We start from the raw sequence: 16,454 nt of genomic DNA, 5'->3' as shown, positions 1-16,454 counted from the left end.
GGGCGACACATCGAACCCTTGTCCTGCTCGTGACCATGCCTCTAGCGTGCCGATCGCGCACCCCACATGCGCACCCCCCACACGAGGAGGAACCCTCCCCATGGCAGTGACGCGCAGGAAAGTCGCCCTCGGCATCTCGGCCGCGGTGGCCGCGGCAGCCGTCGGCACCGTCACAGCGCTCCCCGCGAACGCGTCCCCCGTGGCCCCGGCGCACGGCACCGTCCTCGGCGCGCACTCGGCGCAGGCCGTCAAGGGCAGCTACATCGTCACCATGAAGAAGTCGGCCGTGCGCACCACAGCGGCTGCCGCGAAGGGCCGTTCGGTCATCTCCGAGCACGGCGGCAAGGTCCGCAGGACCTTCACCAAGGCCCTCAACGGCTACTCCGCGAAGATGTCGGCGAGCGAGGCCGCGGAGCTGGCCGCCGACCCGGCGGTGGACAAGGTCTACGCCAACCAGAAGCACACCGTCACCGGCGAGCAGGCCAACCCGCCCTCCTGGGGTCTGGACCGCATCGACACCCCCGAACTGAACCTGGACGACACGTACGTCTACCCGGACAGCGCGGGCGAAGGCGTGACCGCCTACATCATCGACACCGGCGTCCGCACCACCCACAAGGACTTCGGCGGCCGCGCCACCAGCGGCTTCGACGCGGTCGACGGCGACGACGACGCCTCGGACGGCAACGGCCACGGCACGCACGTCGCCAGCACCGTGGCGGGCGAGGCCCATGGCGTGGCGAAGAAGGCCGACGTGGTGGCCGTCCGGGTGCTGGACGACCAGGGCTCCGGCACCACCGAGCAGGTCGTGGCCGGTATCGACTGGGTCACCAAGAACGCCGAGTCGCCCTCGGTGGCCAACATGTCGCTCGGCGGCGGCGCGGACGAGGCGCTGGACACGGCCGTGCGGAACTCCATCAAGGCGGGCGTCACCTTCGCCGTGGCGGCCGGCAACGAGTCCTCGGACGCCGGGAACAGCTCTCCCGCCCGGGTGGAGGAAGCCCTCACCGTCGGGGCGACCGACGACAAGGACGCGCAGGCGAGCTTCTCCAACTACGGCGACGCGCTCGACCTGTACGCACCCGGTGTCGACATCACCGGAGCCTGGAACACCGGCGACGACGCCACCGACACCATCTCCGGCACCTCGATGGCCTCCCCGCACGTCGCGGGCGCTGCGGCGGTCTACCTCTCGGGCCACAAGGACGCCACCCCCGATGCCGTCTCCAAGGCGCTGACCGACGGCGCCTCCGCGGATGTCGTCGGCAACCCGGGGCAGGGCTCGCCCGACCTGCTGCTGAACATCGTCGAGTGACACCCCGCAACACGGCCGGGTGACGACGACACCCGGCACACCCCCCACCTTCCGCGGCCCGGTGCCCCACACACCGGGCCGCGGTCGCATGCCGCGGGGCGCCTCAAAGGCGGCCCGGCCGCACCAGTCCCGTCTCGTAGGCGAAGACCGCGGCCTGCGTGCGGTCCCGCAGCCCCAGTTTCACCAGGATGCGGCTCACATGGGTCTTGACCGTCTGCTCGGCGACCACCAGCTCTCCGGCGATCTCCAGGTTCGACAGCCCGCGCGCGACGAGCGCGAGCACCTCCGTCTCGCGCTCGGTGAGATCGGCGACCCGCTCCTTGAGCCGGGCCCCGCCCGGCCCGTCCGGCATCCCGGCGAACTTCTCGATCAGCAGTTTGGTCAGGTTCGGCGCGAGCAGCGCCTCCCCCCGGGCCACCACCCGGACCGCGTCGGCGAGTTCGGCGGCCGAGGCGTCCTTGAGCAGGAACCCGGAGGCCCCGGCGCGCAGCGCCTCGAAGACGTACTCGTCCAGGTCGAACGTGGTCAGCACCAGGACCTTCGGATCCGCGGCGCCGCCGCTGCGCGCCTCGATGATGCGGCGCGTCGCCTCGATGCCGCCCAGCCGCGGCATCCGCACGTCCATCAGCACGACGTCGGGCGCCAGTTCGGCGGTGCGCTCCACCGCCTCCAGTCCGTCGACCGCCTGACCGGTCACGGTGATGTCCGGCTCCGCGTCCAGCAGCACGGTGAAGCCCTGGCGGACCATCTTCTGGTCGTCGGCCAGCAGTACACGGATCGTGGTCACGAAGGGTCCTCGGCGGTCTCGGCGGTACGGATGGTTCCGGCGTCCCCGGTGGTTTTGGCGGTCCGGGTGATGTCCGTGGGCCGGGCACTCCCGGTGCTCGGTGCGGCACCGGCGGGGGAGGGCAGGGGTAGCGCCGCCACCACCCGCCAGCCGCCGTCCGGCGTCGCACCGGCCCGCAGCGTGCCGCCCAGCATCGCGGCCCGTTCGCGCATTCCCGGCAACCCGTGACCCGCACCGGGCGCGGCCGGAGCGGCTGCGGCCGGTGCGGTCCTGCCCGGCGCCGGCCCGCCGTCGACCACCCGCACGGTCACCTCCGCGGGGCGGTAGCCGATCTCCACCTCCGCCTCGGCCCCCGGCGCGTGCCGCAGCACATTGCTGAGCGCCTCCTGCACGATGCGGTAGACCGACACCTCCATGCCGGGAGGCAGCGGACAGGGCTCGCCGCTGATCCGCGTGGTCACCGTGAGTCCGGCGGCCCGGACGTTGGCGACCAGCTCCGGCAACCGCTCCAGCGTGGGCTGCGGCGCGTGCCGGTCGGTGAGCGCGTCCTCGGCGCGCAGGACGCCCAGCACCCGGCGCAGTTCGGCCAGCGCCTCCACGGCGTTCTGCCGGATCCCGGCCAGCGACTCCCGCAGCTCCTCGGAGGGGTTCTCCGTCAGATGCGGCGCGGCCTGCGCCTGGATGGAGATGACGGACATGTGGTGGGCGACCACGTCGTGCAGCTCACGGGCGATGCGGTTGCGCTCCTCCAGCAGGGTGCGCCGGGTGCGCTCCTCGGCGGTCCGCTCCTCCTGGACGACCAGTTCGGTGCGCGCTGCCTGGCGGCCGTGCAGGGCGCTGCCGACCACCACGGCCAGCGTCAGGACGAGGACGTCCACGGGGAAGTCGCGGATCGCGGGCGGGCCCAGCAACTGCCCGTCGGCCAGGGCGCACAGCACACCGCTCAGCACCGTCAGCAGCAGTGCCCCCAGCGCCGCCCGGGGACGCCTGCGCAGCGCGAGCAGCAGCAGCACCCCCGCCTGGCAGACCACTTCCGGCACCGTCCACGGGGACTGCCGCAGATACGGGGGCGGCGCACCGGCGGCCAGTGCGATGACCGCCATGGTGACGGTCACCACCCACCAGGCCATCACCGGCCGGAAGACGGCCAGCACCAGCGCGGCCGCCTGCGCACCCCCGAACAGCACCGCGTCCGCAGCGCCGAAGACCCGGAAGGGGCCGCCGGTGAGCATGTTGATGTGGAAGATGGCGATGACCAAGGCGGCCATCGACGTGGCGAGGACGACGATCGGCCGCCAGATCAGCCAGCCGCTCACGTGCCCGGCGCCGCCCGCGCTCCCGCCACCCGCCCCCGTCCGCCGTCGCGGGGCGCCGTCCCAGTCGAACAGGTCCTCGCGCAGCGCGCGGGGCAGGTTCCGCACGCCCTTCCCCCGACCCCGCGATCCGTCTCTCATCGCCTCACCCCCGTCATCACCGTCACCCTAGACACGCCCCACCGTCGCCGAACCGGCCGGTGAGCACGCGGCCACCACCCTGCTCGGGCCTCCGGGCCGCCGCCCTCGCTCGTACCGGTGGAAGACGGCCCAGCAGGCCGACAGCACCGCCGCGAACACCGGCAGCCACAGCAGTCGGGCGAGCACCCAGTCGAACCCGTCGGGCGCGGTATGCAGTCCAGGCAGCGGCGCGCCCGCCCGCAGACCGGCCAGGGCGACCGCCAGCAGCGCGCTCTGGTGCCACAAAAAGACCGTCATCGCGGACAGATTGACCAGCGCCACAGCCGCCCATACGCGCGGCCGTGCACACCAGCGCCGCAACGGCCCGTGCAGCAGCAGCGCACCGCCGCACTGGGCGAGCCCGAAGGTGACGGCCGCCAGCGTCGGCGGGTTCAGATTCGACAGCGCCGCGCCCGGCACCCCGATCATGGCCGCCGGATAGCCCCCCGCCACGACGAGCAGACCGGTGGCTGCGGACCCGCCCAGCAACAGTGCCCATCCCGCCCGCCGCTCCCGCGGCATCCCGCGCGACCAGGCCGCCCCCAGGCAGAACGGCACCAGCCAGCCCGCACCCAGATTCACCCACCCCAGCCACTGCGGTCCGCCCGGCGTCAGCCGCAGCAGGTCCACATGCAGCACGACGGCGAACGGCCACAGCGGATGCAGAGAGGCCACCAGCGGCGTGGCCGCCGTCAGCGCCGCGTACACCAGGAGGAACCACAGCGGGGAGACGACGAGCTTCAGCACCGTCCGTACCGTCCCCGCGTCGGTGCCGCACGCGAGCAGCAGTCCCGTCGCGAGTGTCCACACGCACAGCAGCGCAGCCACCGGCCGCGCGAGCCGCAGCAGCCGCGCCCGCAGCCACGCCCGGTATCCGACGCCCCGCTCCCGCGCCGCGACCCACCCCCTGTGCGCCGCCCAGCCGCCCACCAAAAAGAACACCGCCAGCGTCTGGAACAGCCAGGACGCCGGGACGAGTCCGGGCAGATACGTCAGCGGGCTCGCCCCGTGCAGACCGCCTCCCTCGGACACCAGCGCCGTCACCAGCCAGTGCCCGCACACCACTCCGCAGACCGCGAGCGCGCGCAGCGCGTCGGCCCCCCGGTCGCGCCCGGGCGGCGTGGCGGCGCCGATGCGGCGGGCGAACGGGACGCGGGTGCCCTGCGTCGCGAGAGGAGTACGCATCGCCATGACCGGGGGCCTTCCGTGCGGGGACCGGGTGCCCGGCCGAGGCTAGGAATCCCGCCCCCGCACACACGTCCCTCCGCGGAGCGCACCCGCGGTGTCCCTCTCGGGTATGACGCGCGGTGGCGCACGGGGCCGCCGAGGCCCGGACGGCCTCGCTCAGGACGAGGACGGAGCGGGGGGAGGAAACGTTCGTTCCTCCGGCTGACGCGCGGAGGCCGGCACGCGCCGCAACTGGTCGCCGTACCGGTAGACGACGATGGGCGGGGTGCCCTCGTGCAGCATCAGCCGGTAGATGACCGGTGCGGGCCCCGTCGCCTGGATGATCTCGCCGGTCTTCCCGCTCTTCCGGTCCTGCGCCACCTCGCCGACCGCCCACATGTCACACGCTCCGCAGGTGCCGGCCGGCGCCGGACGCCGCCGGTGTGTGCTTGCGGCGCAGATGCGCGCCGAAGAGCGCCTCCAGATCCGCCCGCGGCAACGGATCCCCCGCCGCCCGGTTGATCATCGTGCGGAACCAGGCGCAGTCCTCGCAGGGCCGCGCCTCCTCCTGCGGGGAGTCCTCTTCCCGGTGGCCGCCGGGGGGTTCGCTTCGCTCCATGGTGCCTGCCCTGCCGTCCGCTGGTCACGTTCTGTGCTGAGAACAACACGCAAACGGCTAGGATGGTGCGTTATGAGCACCTCTTCTCATGAGGTTGCTCGGCAACGGACTTGTACTGGGGAACGTAAGGGCAGGTCGGCATGGGTGGGACGCGCAAGTGGCCGGCGGGGATGAGTATTCCGCCGAGTCTTGGTGAGGACGTCCGCCGCGTCAGACGAGCCCGCCGTGTCTCCCAGACGGCGTTCGCCTCCGCCACCGGCTACACCCAGAGTTATGTAAGCCGCGTGGAGTCGGGCGAGTTCATGCCTTCCCTGAAGTTCGCCGAGGCGTGCGACCGCACATTCGGCACGGGGGATCTGTTCGTCGGACAGTTGCGGCGCGTGATCGAAGGGGAGTACCCGGCGTGGTTCGCTCCGTACATCGATGCGGAGCGCGAAGCGACCGCCATCCGCGACTTCTCCACCATCTTCATCATGGGTCTGCTCCAGACCGAGGCGTACGCACGTCTCGCCCTGAGCGGCGGTCGCCCCAACATCCCTGTGCGGGACATCGACGCGAAGGCGTCGAGCCGACTCCGACGCCGCGAAGTGCTGGAGAAGCCAAACCCACCCCGCGTCTGGGTGGTTCTCCATGAGTCCTGCCTGCGCGCTCGGATTGGCTCGGCCCAGGTGATGTCCCACCAGATGAAGTACCTTCTGGATCAGACTCGACGGCACCAGTCCCTCACCGTTCAAGTCCTGCCGTACTCGGCAACGGAGGCAGCGATCGGAACCCCCTTCATCCTGTTGGACGTTCCCAGCGGCCCGACCAGCGTCTTCGTCGAGGGGCCGGGAGGTGGGCGTCGGCATGACGGTCCGGAGACTGTTGCCGACGCTGTCGAACTCTACGATCACCTTCGGGCTAGTTCGTTGAGTCCCCGAGAATCAGCGGCCTTCATCAGCGACATAAGGGACGAGCATGAGCGGAACGCAGTGGATCAGGAGCAGCTACAGCGACCAGCAAGGCGGCAACTGCGTCGAGTGGGCGCCGGGTCTCGTGTCCGGCGTCGGCGTGGTTCCGGTGCGGGACAGTAAGGCCGTCGAGCGCGGGGCGCTGTCGTTCCCGCCGGCCGCTTGGCGGGCGTTCGTGCGGGGTTTGGCGACCAGCGCGCCACGTGGCGGGCCGGGAGCCTGACCCGGCTGCCCCGGCGTCGGCGGCGAATGCTTCAACTGCTCCGAATCTGCCGGGACTCCGCGGCCGGTCCGCCCCCGCGACGTCTCCGACGGTGGATGTGTACGGCGCCGCCCAATGCGGCGGTTCCGGCCCCCCAGGCCAGGAGTTGTCCCGCTCCGCTCCACCGGGTACTCCGAGCGTGGCCGCACACGCGGGTGAGATAGGGCTCTGCCGAGGAGGATTCGAACGGGCGGGGCGAGAGGAGCGATCCGCATTCCTCCTGCTCCGGCTGCTCCGGCCCTGGCCGACTGCCCCTGTTCCTCCCCGCTGACGCTCAGCGCGATGCACGCGTTCGATCCGCTCCGCCGACGCGGGGTTACGATGCCCGCATCACAGCATGTCACGGATGGTGAGCTGGGGGACTTACCGGCTCGGCGCCTTGCGGCGAACTCAACTGGGAGGTCGGGCCCGCCGCCCCGCCACCCCCCCGCGGGCGATGAGGCGGCCTCCCCGGCCCGCGCCGGGAGCGACGGAATCACCGGGGACCGCTCAAGGGACAGGACCTCCCCGGCCCGGGATCTCCCCGGCCCGCACGGGCCGGGGGGGGGCCGCCCTCAGTCCTCGACCCGCAGCGCGGCCAACTGCTGCTCGAACGGCACCACGTCCGGTTCTTCCGGAGAGGTGTCCCGGGCGGTGGCGCGGGGGGCGATCAGGCCCGCCAGTTCGCCGCCCGCGCGGGCGATGCGGCGGGGGAGCGAGGGGGTGACGCCGTCGTCGGGGGCGGCCCAGTCGTCGGTCGCCGCGTACACGGCCGTCGGCACGGCCACCGCCCGAAGATAGCTGAACAGCGGCCGCATGGCGTGCTCCAGGACCAGCGAGTGGCGCGGGGTGCCGCCGGTGGCGCCCAGCAGTACCGGCTTGCCGGCGAGCGCGTCCTTCTCCAGGACGTCGAAGAACGACTTGAACAGCCCGCTGTAGGACGCGGAGAAGACGGGGGTGACGGCGATCAGCCCGTCCGCCTCCGTCACCTTCCCGATCGCCTCGCGCAGCGACCCGCCGGCGAAGCCGGTGGTGAAGTTGTGCGCGATCTCCGTCGCCACGTCCCGCAGTTCGACCGTCGTGACCTCGACGTCCACATCGGTGTCCACGTCGGCGTCGGTGCGCAGCGCGACCCGCGTCGCCTCGGCCAGCCGGTCGGCCAGCAGCCGGGTGGCGGAGGGCTCGCTCAGCCCGGCGGAGACGACAGCCAGCCGGACCGCCCGCGTGCTGTCGGTGGACGTCATACGGCGGCTCCCTTCTCGTTCTGCTGTCCTGCTGCCTGCTCGGCGGCCTGCGCGGAGCGCTCCGCGGCGACCCGGGCCGCGTGGGTCGGTGCGTCGGCGGTGCCCGCCGGGCGCCGGGCGGCCATCTCCTTCCGCAGCACCGGCACGACCTCCTCGCCGAGCATGTCCAACTGCTCCAGCACGGTCTTCAGGGGCAGGCCCGCGTGGTCCATCAGGAAGAGCTGGCGCTGGTAGTCGCCGAAGGACTCGCGGAAGGTCAGCGTCTTCTCGACGACCTCCTGCGGGCTGCCGACGGTCAGCGGCGTCTGGTCGGTGAACTCCTCCAGGCTGGGGCCGTGTCCGTAGACGGGGGCGTTGTCGAAGTAGGGGCGGAACTCGCGCACCGCGTCCTGGGACCTGTGCCGCATGAACACCTGGCCGCCCAGGCCGACCAGGGCCTGCTCGCGGGTGCCGTGGCCGTAGTGCTCGAAGCGGTCGCGGTAGAGGCCGATGAGGCGTTTGAAGTGCTCGTTGGGCCAGAAGATGTTGTTGGCGAAGAAGCCGTCGCCGTAATAGGCGGCCTGCTCGGCGATCTCCGGGCTGCGGATGGAGCCGTGCCAGACGAACGGGGGCACGCCGTCCAGCGGGCGCGGGGTGGAGGTGAAGCCCTGCAGCGGGGTGCGGAAGCGCCCCTGCCAGTCGACCACGTCCTCGGTCCACAGTTTGCGCAGCAGCGCGTAGTTCTCGATCGCCAGTGGGATGCCCTGCCGGATGTCCTGGCCGAACCAGGGGTAGACGGGGCCGGTGTTGCCGCGGCCCATCATCACGTCCGCGCGGCCCTCGGCGAGGTGCTGGAGCATCGCGAAGTCCTCGGCGATCTTCACCGGGTCGTTGGTGGTGATCAGCGTGGTGGAGGTGGAGAGGATCAGCCGCTCGGTGCGGGCCGCCAGGTAGCCGAGCATGGTCGTCGGCGAGGAGGGCACGAACGGCGGGTTGTGGTGCTCGCCCGTGGCGAAGACGTCGAGCCCCACCTCCTCGGCCTTGAGGGCGATGGCCAGCATCGCCTTGATCCGCTCGTGCTCGGTCGGCGTCCGCCCGGTGGTGGGGTCGGGCGTCACGTCGCCGACGGTGAAGATCCCGAACTGGATGGGGGTGGCCGTCATGGTGCTCGCCGTCCTCCGTATGACTGTGGGCTGCTGCTGTGCCCGGGGTGCGGGCTGAAGTGGTTGACCATTGAACTATCTCTGCCCGCCTCAATGCATACGGGTGCCCGGAAATTCCCGCCGACCGATCCCGCAGGCCCGCGCCTCGGGTGCCCCGGTGGCCGGTCGCGCTGTGTGCCCGGGCGGGTGCGCGGTGCTCGTCGGCACCCGCTGTGAAACGATCGGATCGGGGCGTGCAACCCCGTGGAAACCCCGTGGTGGAATGCTGAGACGGCCCCGTGCGCCGGGGGATCTGAGCGAACCTCTCCGACCTGCAAGGATAGGCTCATGGACAAGCAGCAGGAATTCGTCCTCCGCACTCTGGAGGAGCGCGACATCCGGTTCGTCCGACTCTGGTTCACCGACGTCCTCGGCTTCCTGAAATCGGTCGCGGTGGCCCCCGCCGAACTCGAACAGGCATTCGATGAGGGGATCGGCTTCGACGGCTCGGCCATCGAGGGGTTCGCCCGCGTCTACGAGTCCGACATGATCGCCAAGCCCGACCCCGGCACCTTCCAGATACTGCCGTGGCGGGCCGAGGCTCCCGGTACCGCGCGGATGTTCTGCGACATCCTCATGCCGGACGGCTCCCCCTCCTACGCCGACCCGCGCTACGTGCTCAAGCGCGCGCTGGCCAAGGCGTCGGACCTCGGGTTCACCTTCTACACCCACCCGGAGATCGAGTTCTACCTGCTCAAGAACAAGCCGGTGGACGGCACCCGCCCCGTCCCCGCGGACTCCTCCGGGTACTTCGACCACACCCCGCAGAACGTCGGCATGGACTTCCGCCGCCAGGCCATCACCATGCTGGAGTCGATGGGCATCTCCGTCGAGTTCTCCCACCACGAGGGCGCCCCCGGCCAGCAGGAGATCGACCTGCGCTACGCCGACGCGCTCTCCACCGCCGACAACATCATGACGTTCCGCCTCGTCATGAAGCAGGTCGCCCTCGAACAGGGCGTCCAGGCCACGTTCATGCCCAAGCCGTTCTCGGAGTACCCCGGCTCCGGCATGCACACCCACCTGTCGCTGTTCGAAGGCGACCGGAACGCGTTCTACGAGTCCGGCGCCGAGTACCAGCTCTCCAAGGTGGGCCGCTCCTTCATCGCCGGGCTGCTCACGCACGCGGGTGAGATCTCCGTCGTCACCAACCAGTGGGTCAACTCCTACAAGCGCATCTGGGGCGGAGCCAACCGCACCGCGGGCGAGGGCGGCGAGTCCCCCTCCTACATCTGCTGGGGCCACAACAACCGCTCCGCGCTGGTCCGCGTCCCGATGTACAAGCCCGGCAAGACCGGCTCGACGCGGATCGAGATGCGCTCCCTCGACTCGGGCGCCAACCCCTACCTCGCCTACGCCGTACTGCTCGCCGCCGGCCTGAAGGGCATCGAGGAGGGGTACGAGCTCCCCGCGGGCGCCGACGACGACGTGTGGGCGCTCTCGGACGCGGAACGGCGCGCCATGGGCATCGAACCGCTGCCGCAGAACCTCGGCGAGGCGATCAGCCTGATGGAGCGCAGCGAACTGGTCGCGCAGACGCTCGGTGAGCATGTTTTCGACTTCTTCCTGCGGAACAAGAAGCAGGAGTGGGAGGAGTACCGTAGCGAGGTCACCGCCTTCGAGCTGCGCAAATCCCTTCCCGTGCTGTGAGGCGACCGGCCCGCGGGACCGGTCGCGGCGCCGGGCCCGGAGTGCTCCAAACGCCGCGGACAGCGCTCGGCGCGGCCGCGGGGAGGGCGGTTCGCGCGGCGACCGGAGGGGCGGCTCGCGCCGCGGCCGGGAGGACGTCCCGCGCGGGAGCGCCCGCTGCGCCCTCCGCGGGAGCGCGCAGCGAGGGCGGGTACCCCCGGCCGAGGGCCGGGGAGGGGCTGGGAGAGGACGGCAGGGAGTGAGCGTGACACCAGAGGGGCGCCGGGGAAGCCGGTACGGACGGCTGCTGCGGCACGGCTTCACGGACCCGGAGTCCGCCACCCGGCTGCTCGAAGCCCCCACCCTGGCCACGGTCCGCGACGACGCGCTCTTCCTGGACGCGCTCGGCGCCACCGCCGACCCGGACCTCGCGCTCGTCGGCCTCGTCCGCCTCATCGAGGCGCTGGAGGCCGTCGACAAGGACGCGCAGCCGCTGCTGGACACCCTGCTGCGCGCCAAGCCGCTGCGCGACCGGCTGCTCGGCGTCCTCGGCTCCTCCGACGCCCTGGGCGACCACCTGGCCGCCCACCCGCACGACTGGGAGGCGCTGGTCACCTACGAGTCGGCGGACCTCAACCCGGGCATCGCGGAGTTCGAGACGGCGCTGGGGCACGTCGACGGACCGGACGCGCTGCGGGTCGCCTACCGCCGGGCACTGCTGTCGATCGCCGCGCGCGACGTGTGCGGCACCAGCGATGTCGCGCAGACCGCAGCCGAGCTCGCCGACCTGGCCACCGCCACCCTGCGCCGGGCGCTCGCGCTCGCCGAGGCGGCGGCGCCCGAGGACGCGGCCGCCTGTCGGCTGGCGGTCGTGGCCATGGGCAAGGCGGGCGGGCACGAACTCAACTACGTCTCCGACGTCGACGTCATCTTCGTCGCCGAACCGCCCGGCGGCGCCACCGGCGGGCGGGGCGCGGACGCCGCCCAGGACGGCGAGCGGGCGCTCAAGGCCGCCACCCGGCTGGCCGCCCACATGATGCGGATCTGCTCGGACACCACCGGCGAGGGAACCATCTGGCCGGTCGACGCCAACCTGCGTCCCGAGGGCCGCAACGGCCCCCTCGTCCGCACCCTCAGCAGCCATCTGGCCTACTACCAGCGCTGGGCCAAGACCTGGGAGTTCCAGGCGCTGCTCAAGGCCCGGCCGATGGCGGGCGACGCGCAGCTCGGCTACGAGTACGTGGACGCCGTCACCCCGATGGTCTGGCAGGCTGCCGAACGGGACAACTTCGTCACCGACGTCCAGCAGATGCGCCGCCGGGTGGTCGCCAGCATCCCCGCCGCCCAGCTCGACCGGGAACTGAAGCTGGGGCCCGGCGGACTGCGGGACGTCGAGTTCGCCGTCCAGCTCCTGCAACTGGTGCACGGCCGCAGCGACACCTCGCTGCGCAGCCCCACCACGCTGGAGGCGCTCGACGCGCTGGCCGCGGGCGGCTACGTGGGCCGCCAGGACGCCGCCGCACTGGACGCGGCCTACCGGTTCCTGCGCACCATGGAGCACCGCATCCAGCTCCACCAACTGCGCCGCACCCACCTGATGCCCGAGTCGGAGGCCGACCAGCGGCGCCTCGGCCGCTCGCTGGGCTACCGCAGCGAGCCGGTCACCGAACTCCACAAGGCCTGGCGGCGGCACGCCGCCGCGGTCCGCCGGCTCCACGAGAAGCTGTTCTACCGGCCGCTGCTGGACGCCGTGGCGCAGCTGGAGGCCGGACACGAACGCCTCTCGCCGCAGGCGGCCCGACAGCGGCTGGAAGCCCTCGGCTACGCCGACCCGGCCGCCGCGCTGCGCCATCTGGAGGCGCTGGCCTCCGGCGTCACCCGCAAGGCCGCCATCCAGCGCACCCTGCTCCCGGTGCTGCTGGGCTGGTTCGCCGACTCCTCCGACCCGGACGCCGGGCTCCTCGGCTTCCGCAAGGTCTCCGACGCGCTGGGCAAGTCGCCCTGGTACCTGCGGCTGCTGCGCGACGAGGGGGCCGCCGCCGAGAACCTCGCCCGCGTCCTGTCCGCCGGCCGGTTCGCGCCCGACCTGCTGCTGCGCGCACCCGAGGCGGTCGCCCTGCTCGGCGACGAGCACGGGCTGCGCCCCCGGTCGCGGGTCGCGCTCACCCAGGAGACGCTGGCCGCCGTCGGCCGCGCGGAGGGCGCCGAGGCGGCCGTCGCAGCGGCGCGCGGGGTGCGGCGCCGGGAGCTGTTCCGTACCGCCGCCGGAGACCTGATCGGCGCGTACGGTACCGAGGACGTCGCCCAGCAGGAGCCCGCCGAGGCCCTGGACCGGGTGGGCGACGCGCTCACCGACCTCAACGCCGCCACCCTCGCCGGAGCCCTGCGGGCTGCCGTCCGCCAGCAGTGGGGCGACGAGCTGCCCACCCGGTTCGCCGTCATCGGTGTCGGCCGGTTCGGCGGCCACGAGATGGGCTACGGCTCGGACGCGGACGTCCTGTTCGTGCACGAGCCCCGGGACGGGGTCAGCGAGCACGAGGCGGGCAAGGCGGCCTTCGCCGTCGCCACCGAGATGCGGCGGCTGTTGCAGCTCCCCACGTCCGATCCGCCGCTGCTGATAGACGCCGATCTGCGCCCCGAGGGCAAGTCCGGGGCGCTGGCGCGGTCGCTGAGCTCCTACGCGGCCTACTACGACCGCTGGTCCGTGGTGTGGGAGAGCCAGGCGCTGCTGCGGGCCGAGTTCGTCGCGGGCGACGCGGGCCTGGGGGAGCGGTTCATCGAACTGATCGACCCGCTGCGCTATCCGCGGGGCGGCCCTGGCGAGGACGCCGAGCGGGAGATCCGGCGGCTCAAGGCCCGGATGGAGGGCGAGCGGTTGCCGCGCGGCGCGGACCCGACGACCCACGCCAAGCTGGGCCGCGGCGGACTGACCGACGTCGAGTGGACGGTGCAGCTGACCCAGTTGCGGCACGCCGCCGAGCTGCCCGCGCTGCGGACCACCCGCACCCGGGTCGCGCTCGCCGCCGCCCGGGAGGCTGGACTGATCGACTCCGACGACGCCGAGGTGCTGGACGAGGCGTGGGTGCTCGCTTCGCGGGTGCGCAACGCGGTGATGCTGGTGCGGGGCCGGCCGGGGGACACCTTCCCCTCAGAGTCCCGGGAACTGGGGGCCGTCGGCCGCTACCTCGGCTACGAGCCGGGGCACGTCGGCGAGATGCTCGACGACTACCGCCGGGTCACCAGGCGGGCCCGCGCCGTCGTGGACCGCCTCTTCTACGACGCGGAGTGAAGCGGCGCCGCGCACCGGCGGGCAGGCTCTTCCCCGGGACGGCCCCCGCCGCGCGGCGGGGGTCCGCTCACACCGGGGCTGCGGCCAGCCGCGGCAGCCGGTAGGGCAGCCGGCCGTACCAGGCGCAGGCGAGGCCGTAGCCGAGGGCGAGGCACAGCAGCCCCCCGACGGCGTCGAGCCAGAAATGGTTGGCGGTGCTCACGATGACGGTGAGCGTCACCACCGGGTACAGCACCCCCAGGACCTTCCCCCACAGCGGGCGCGCCAGCATCGCGATGGTGAGGCCGCACCAGACGGACCACCCTATGTGCATCGACGGCATGGCCGCGTACTGGTTGGACATCTGCGCCAGGTTCCCCGACGCCATCGACCCCCACGTCTGGTGCACCTGCACGGTGTCGATGAAGTGCCCGCCGGCCATCAACCGGGGCGGCGCCAGGGGGAAGAGGTAGTAGCCCAGCAGCGCGCTGCCGGTCGTCGCGAAGAGCACCAGCCGGGTGGCCGCGTACCGCCCCGGATGCGCCCGGTACAGCCACACCAGCACGCCGATCGTCACGATGAAGTGCAGCGTGGCGTAGTAGTAGTTCATCGAGACGATCAGCCAGGTCACCCCGCCGATCGCGTGGTTGATCGACTGCTCGACGGCGATACCGAGGGTGTGCTCGGTCCGCCAGATCCAGTCGGCGTTGTGCAGCGCCTCGGCGCGCTGCTCGGGGACCGCGTTGCGGATCAGCGAGTACGTCCAGTAACTGACCGCGATCAGGACGATCTCGAACCACAGCCGGGGGTGCCGGGGCGAACGCCACCGCGCCAGCAGCCCACGCCCTGCGGAGCCGACATCGGCGGAGGTGTCCTGTCCCGCCGGGGCCTGCGCCGCATCCGTTTCGGTGCGCGCAGCACTCTGCTCCGCCGGGGCTTCCGTGGAGTCCTGCCGGCTGCTGTCTTCGGTCCTCGTGGTCGGTGCCCCCATAGACCGACAGTCTGCCAGACGGGGGGCAGGGGCCGATCATCCTGCGGTCGGGTCTTGGACTCCCGCCATCGTCCGCTCGGCGGAGGCCGCCGGGCCGCTCCTCCTACGGGACGCGGTGGAGCCGCGCACCACCAGCTCGGGCAGGAAGACGAACTCGCTGTGCGGCGCCGGGGTGCCGCCGATCTCCTCCAGCAGAGTCCGTACGGCGGCTTGCCCCATCGCGGTGACCGGCTGCCGGATCGTGGTGAGCGGCGGATCGGTGAAGGCGATGAGCGGGGAGTCGTCGAAACCGATGACCGAGACGTCGCCGGGCACCGCCAGCCCCCGCTGCCGGGCCGCGCGGATCGCGCCCAGCGCCATCATGTCGCTGGCGCACACCACGGCGGTGCAGCCCCGCTCCAGCAGCGCGGCGGCGGCGGCCTGCCCGCCCTCCAGGGTGTACAGGGAGTGCTGGACGAGCTCGGCGGGATCGCCGCCGTCGGTCCCGAAGTGCTCCCGCACGGTCCGGGTGAAACCCTCGATCTTACGCTGGACGGGCACGAAGCGCTCGGGGCCCAGGGCGAGGCCGATCCGCTCGTGGCCGAGCGAGACCAGATGGGTGACGGCCAGCCGCATTGCGGCCCGGTCGTCGGGGGAGACGAACGGTGCCCGCACCCCCTCGGAGAAGCCGTTGACGAGGACGAACGGAACGCCCTGGCCGTGCAGCCGCTCGTACCGGCCGGTGTCGGCCGTGGTGTCGGCGTGCAGTCCGGAGACGAAGATGATCCCGGCGACGCCCCGGTCCACCAGCATCTCCGTCAGCTCGTCCTCCGTGGAGCCCCCGGGGGTCTGGGTGGCGAGCACCGGGGTGTAGCCCTGCCGGGTGAGGCCCTGCGCGATGACCTGCGCGAAGGCCGGGAATATCGGGTTCTCCAACTCGGGCGTGATCAGCCCCACCAGGCCCTCGCTGCGGCGGCGCAGCTTGACCGGGCGCTCGTACCCCAGCACGTCGAGCGCGGCCAGCACGGATTCGCGGGTGGTCGCGGCCACGCCCGGCTTGCCGTTCAGCACCCGGCTGACCGTGGCTTCGCTGACCCCCGCTTGTACTGCGATGTCAGCCAGCCGCGCGGTCACAGGACTGGACCTTACCGGCCACGCATCACGCTGCCCACCAGGTGCAGGAATTGGCCGGAATGCGCATCTGGTCCGCGGGTGCCCCGGCCTCCCCGCCGGAGCCGGGAGCCGCTCCATGGTGCTGTCGCCGAGGCCCGCCACCAGCCCGGGGCGGACCGCGGCGGACGGCCCGCGGGCGTGGGGACGGTGGCGCGGGTGGTGGCGTGCTGGGTCACAAGTCCTCCCCGTCGGGCTCGGGACCGGCGCGGCTCGCGAAGCGCTGCAAGCCAGTGTCAGAGGTGACAACGCGGACAGGGGCCCGGAGTTATGTCGGCGAAGCCGTTGCTCTGTATCTTGCAGAAAATTGCGGCAAGGTCTTTCTTCCGGGTGTCAGCGCTGTTACGTTCCTCCGCAGCCGGGCGCCGCCACATACCGGCAGAAGCCCGGGCGTGCGCCTCTTTCACCTTGCGGAGGGAT

At 72.3% G+C, this 16,454-nt stretch carries 13 protein-coding genes and 1 pseudogene; 5 read left to right on the top strand and 9 right to left on the bottom strand.

Going from position 1 to position 16,454, the window contains the following annotated elements; genetic code table 11:
* Positions 1-100 precede the first annotated feature (100 nt).
* Positions 101-1,315 carry a S8 family peptidase gene (locus ACFYMO_RS20190; RefSeq protein WP_388547813.1) on the top strand — a complete coding sequence of 405 codons (1,215 nt, stop codon included), beginning with the start codon at positions 101-103 and terminating at the stop codon, positions 1,313-1,315.
* A 103-nt stretch (positions 1,316-1,418) separates the two neighbouring features.
* Here ACFYMO_RS20190 and ACFYMO_RS20185 read toward each other — a convergent pair whose 3' ends face one another.
* The 5 genes from ACFYMO_RS20185 to ACFYMO_RS20165 form a co-directional block, all read right to left on the bottom strand.
* On the bottom strand, positions 1,419-2,102 hold the full coding sequence (locus ACFYMO_RS20185; protein WP_366770584.1) for a response regulator transcription factor: 684 nt from the start codon (positions 2,100-2,102) through the stop codon (positions 1,419-1,421).
* Positions 2,099-3,523 (bottom strand): sensor histidine kinase, encoded by a 1,425-nt coding sequence (locus ACFYMO_RS20180; RefSeq protein WP_366770583.1) that lies wholly within the window; start codon positions 3,521-3,523, stop codon positions 2,099-2,101. The genes ACFYMO_RS20185 and ACFYMO_RS20180 overlap by 4 nt, the downstream gene beginning before the upstream one ends.
* Positions 3,524-3,583: 60 nt before the next feature.
* Positions 3,584-4,786, bottom strand: a complete 1,203-nt coding sequence (locus ACFYMO_RS20175; RefSeq protein ID WP_388547809.1) for an acyltransferase — start codon at positions 4,784-4,786, stop codon at positions 3,584-3,586.
* Between the two features lie 153 nt (positions 4,787-4,939).
* Positions 4,940-5,161, bottom strand: a complete 222-nt coding sequence (locus ACFYMO_RS20170) for a hypothetical protein (RefSeq protein WP_366770581.1) — start codon at positions 5,159-5,161, stop codon at positions 4,940-4,942.
* A 1-nt stretch (position 5,162) separates the two neighbouring features.
* Positions 5,163-5,381, bottom strand: coding sequence for a hypothetical protein (locus ACFYMO_RS20165; protein WP_366770580.1), 219 nt, complete (start codon positions 5,379-5,381; stop codon positions 5,163-5,165).
* Between the two features lie 140 nt (positions 5,382-5,521).
* Between ACFYMO_RS20165 and ACFYMO_RS20160 the strand changes: the two genes are divergently transcribed.
* Positions 5,522-6,454 carry a helix-turn-helix transcriptional regulator gene (locus ACFYMO_RS20160; RefSeq protein WP_388547806.1) on the top strand — a complete coding sequence of 311 codons (933 nt, stop codon included), beginning with the start codon at positions 5,522-5,524 and terminating at the stop codon, positions 6,452-6,454.
* Positions 6,411-6,554, top strand: a pseudogene (locus ACFYMO_RS20155) (DUF397 domain-containing protein); the annotation flags it as partial. The gene ACFYMO_RS20160 and the pseudogene ACFYMO_RS20155, both read left to right, overlap by 44 nt.
* Positions 6,555-7,147: 593 nt before the next feature.
* Here ACFYMO_RS20155 and ACFYMO_RS20150 read toward each other — a convergent pair.
* Positions 7,148-7,816, bottom strand: coding sequence for an FMN reductase (locus ACFYMO_RS20150; protein WP_366770579.1), 669 nt, complete (start codon positions 7,814-7,816; stop codon positions 7,148-7,150).
* The gene (locus ACFYMO_RS20145) at positions 7,813-8,943 is read right to left on the bottom strand and encodes an LLM class flavin-dependent oxidoreductase (protein ID WP_388548151.1); all 1,131 of its coding nucleotides are present in this window, start codon (positions 8,941-8,943) and stop codon (positions 7,813-7,815) included. Before ACFYMO_RS20145 ends, ACFYMO_RS20150 begins: the two co-directional genes overlap by 4 nt.
* A 342-nt stretch (positions 8,944-9,285) precedes the next feature.
* On the opposite strand from ACFYMO_RS20145, the gene ACFYMO_RS20140 reads away from it, so the two are divergent.
* Together ACFYMO_RS20140 and ACFYMO_RS20135 are read left to right on the top strand one after the other, a co-directional pair.
* Positions 9,286-10,647 carry a glutamine synthetase family protein gene (locus ACFYMO_RS20140; RefSeq protein ID WP_019358688.1) on the top strand — a complete coding sequence of 454 codons (1,362 nt, stop codon included), beginning with the start codon at positions 9,286-9,288 and terminating at the stop codon, positions 10,645-10,647.
* Between the two features lie 244 nt (positions 10,648-10,891).
* Positions 10,892-13,915, top strand: a complete 3,024-nt coding sequence (locus tag ACFYMO_RS20135) for a bifunctional [glutamine synthetase] adenylyltransferase/[glutamine synthetase]-adenylyl-L-tyrosine phosphorylase (protein ID WP_388548148.1) — start codon at positions 10,892-10,894, stop codon at positions 13,913-13,915.
* Between the two features lie 67 nt (positions 13,916-13,982).
* Here the strand turns inward: ACFYMO_RS20135 and ACFYMO_RS20130 are convergent, their stop codons facing one another.
* Positions 13,983-14,885 carry a phosphatase PAP2 family protein gene (locus ACFYMO_RS20130; protein ID WP_388547802.1) on the bottom strand — a complete coding sequence of 301 codons (903 nt, stop codon included), beginning with the start codon at positions 14,883-14,885 and terminating at the stop codon, positions 13,983-13,985.
* Positions 14,886-14,921: 36 nt separating this feature from the next.
* A complete protein-coding gene (locus ACFYMO_RS20125) occupies positions 14,922-15,998 on the bottom strand; it encodes a LacI family DNA-binding transcriptional regulator (RefSeq protein WP_366770577.1) in 1,077 nt (358 codons plus the stop codon).
* Positions 15,999-16,454 lie beyond the last annotated feature (456 nt).

It is taken from the genome of Streptomyces sp. NPDC007025 (assembly GCF_042869455.1).
Lineage (GTDB): Bacteria > Actinomycetota > Actinomycetes > Streptomycetales > Streptomycetaceae > Streptomyces.
This window is presented reverse-complemented; position numbering and strand designations above follow the sequence as displayed.

Excerpts from the sequence above, each read along its gene's own strand:
- ACFYMO_RS20190 (WP_388547813.1), top strand. The coding sequence starts at position 101 with ATGGCAGTGACGCGCAGGAAAGTCGCCCTCGGCATCTCGGCCGCGGTG.
- ACFYMO_RS20175 (WP_388547809.1), bottom strand. The coding sequence starts at position 4,786 with ATGGCGATGCGTACTCCTCTCGCGACGCAGGGCACCCGCGTCCCGTTC.
- ACFYMO_RS20170 (WP_366770581.1), bottom strand. The coding sequence starts at position 5,161 with ATGTGGGCGGTCGGCGAGGTGGCGCAGGACCGGAAGAGCGGGAAGACC.
- ACFYMO_RS20165 (WP_366770580.1), bottom strand. The coding sequence starts at position 5,381 with ATGGAGCGAAGCGAACCCCCCGGCGGCCACCGGGAAGAGGACTCCCCG.
- ACFYMO_RS20160 (WP_388547806.1), top strand. The coding sequence starts at position 5,522 with ATGGGTGGGACGCGCAAGTGGCCGGCGGGGATGAGTATTCCGCCGAGT.
- ACFYMO_RS20150 (WP_366770579.1), bottom strand. The coding sequence starts at position 7,816 with ATGACGTCCACCGACAGCACGCGGGCGGTCCGGCTGGCTGTCGTCTCC.
- ACFYMO_RS20140 (WP_019358688.1), top strand. The coding sequence starts at position 9,286 with ATGGACAAGCAGCAGGAATTCGTCCTCCGCACTCTGGAGGAGCGCGAC.
- ACFYMO_RS20130 (WP_388547802.1), bottom strand. The coding sequence starts at position 14,885 with ATGGGGGCACCGACCACGAGGACCGAAGACAGCAGCCGGCAGGACTCC.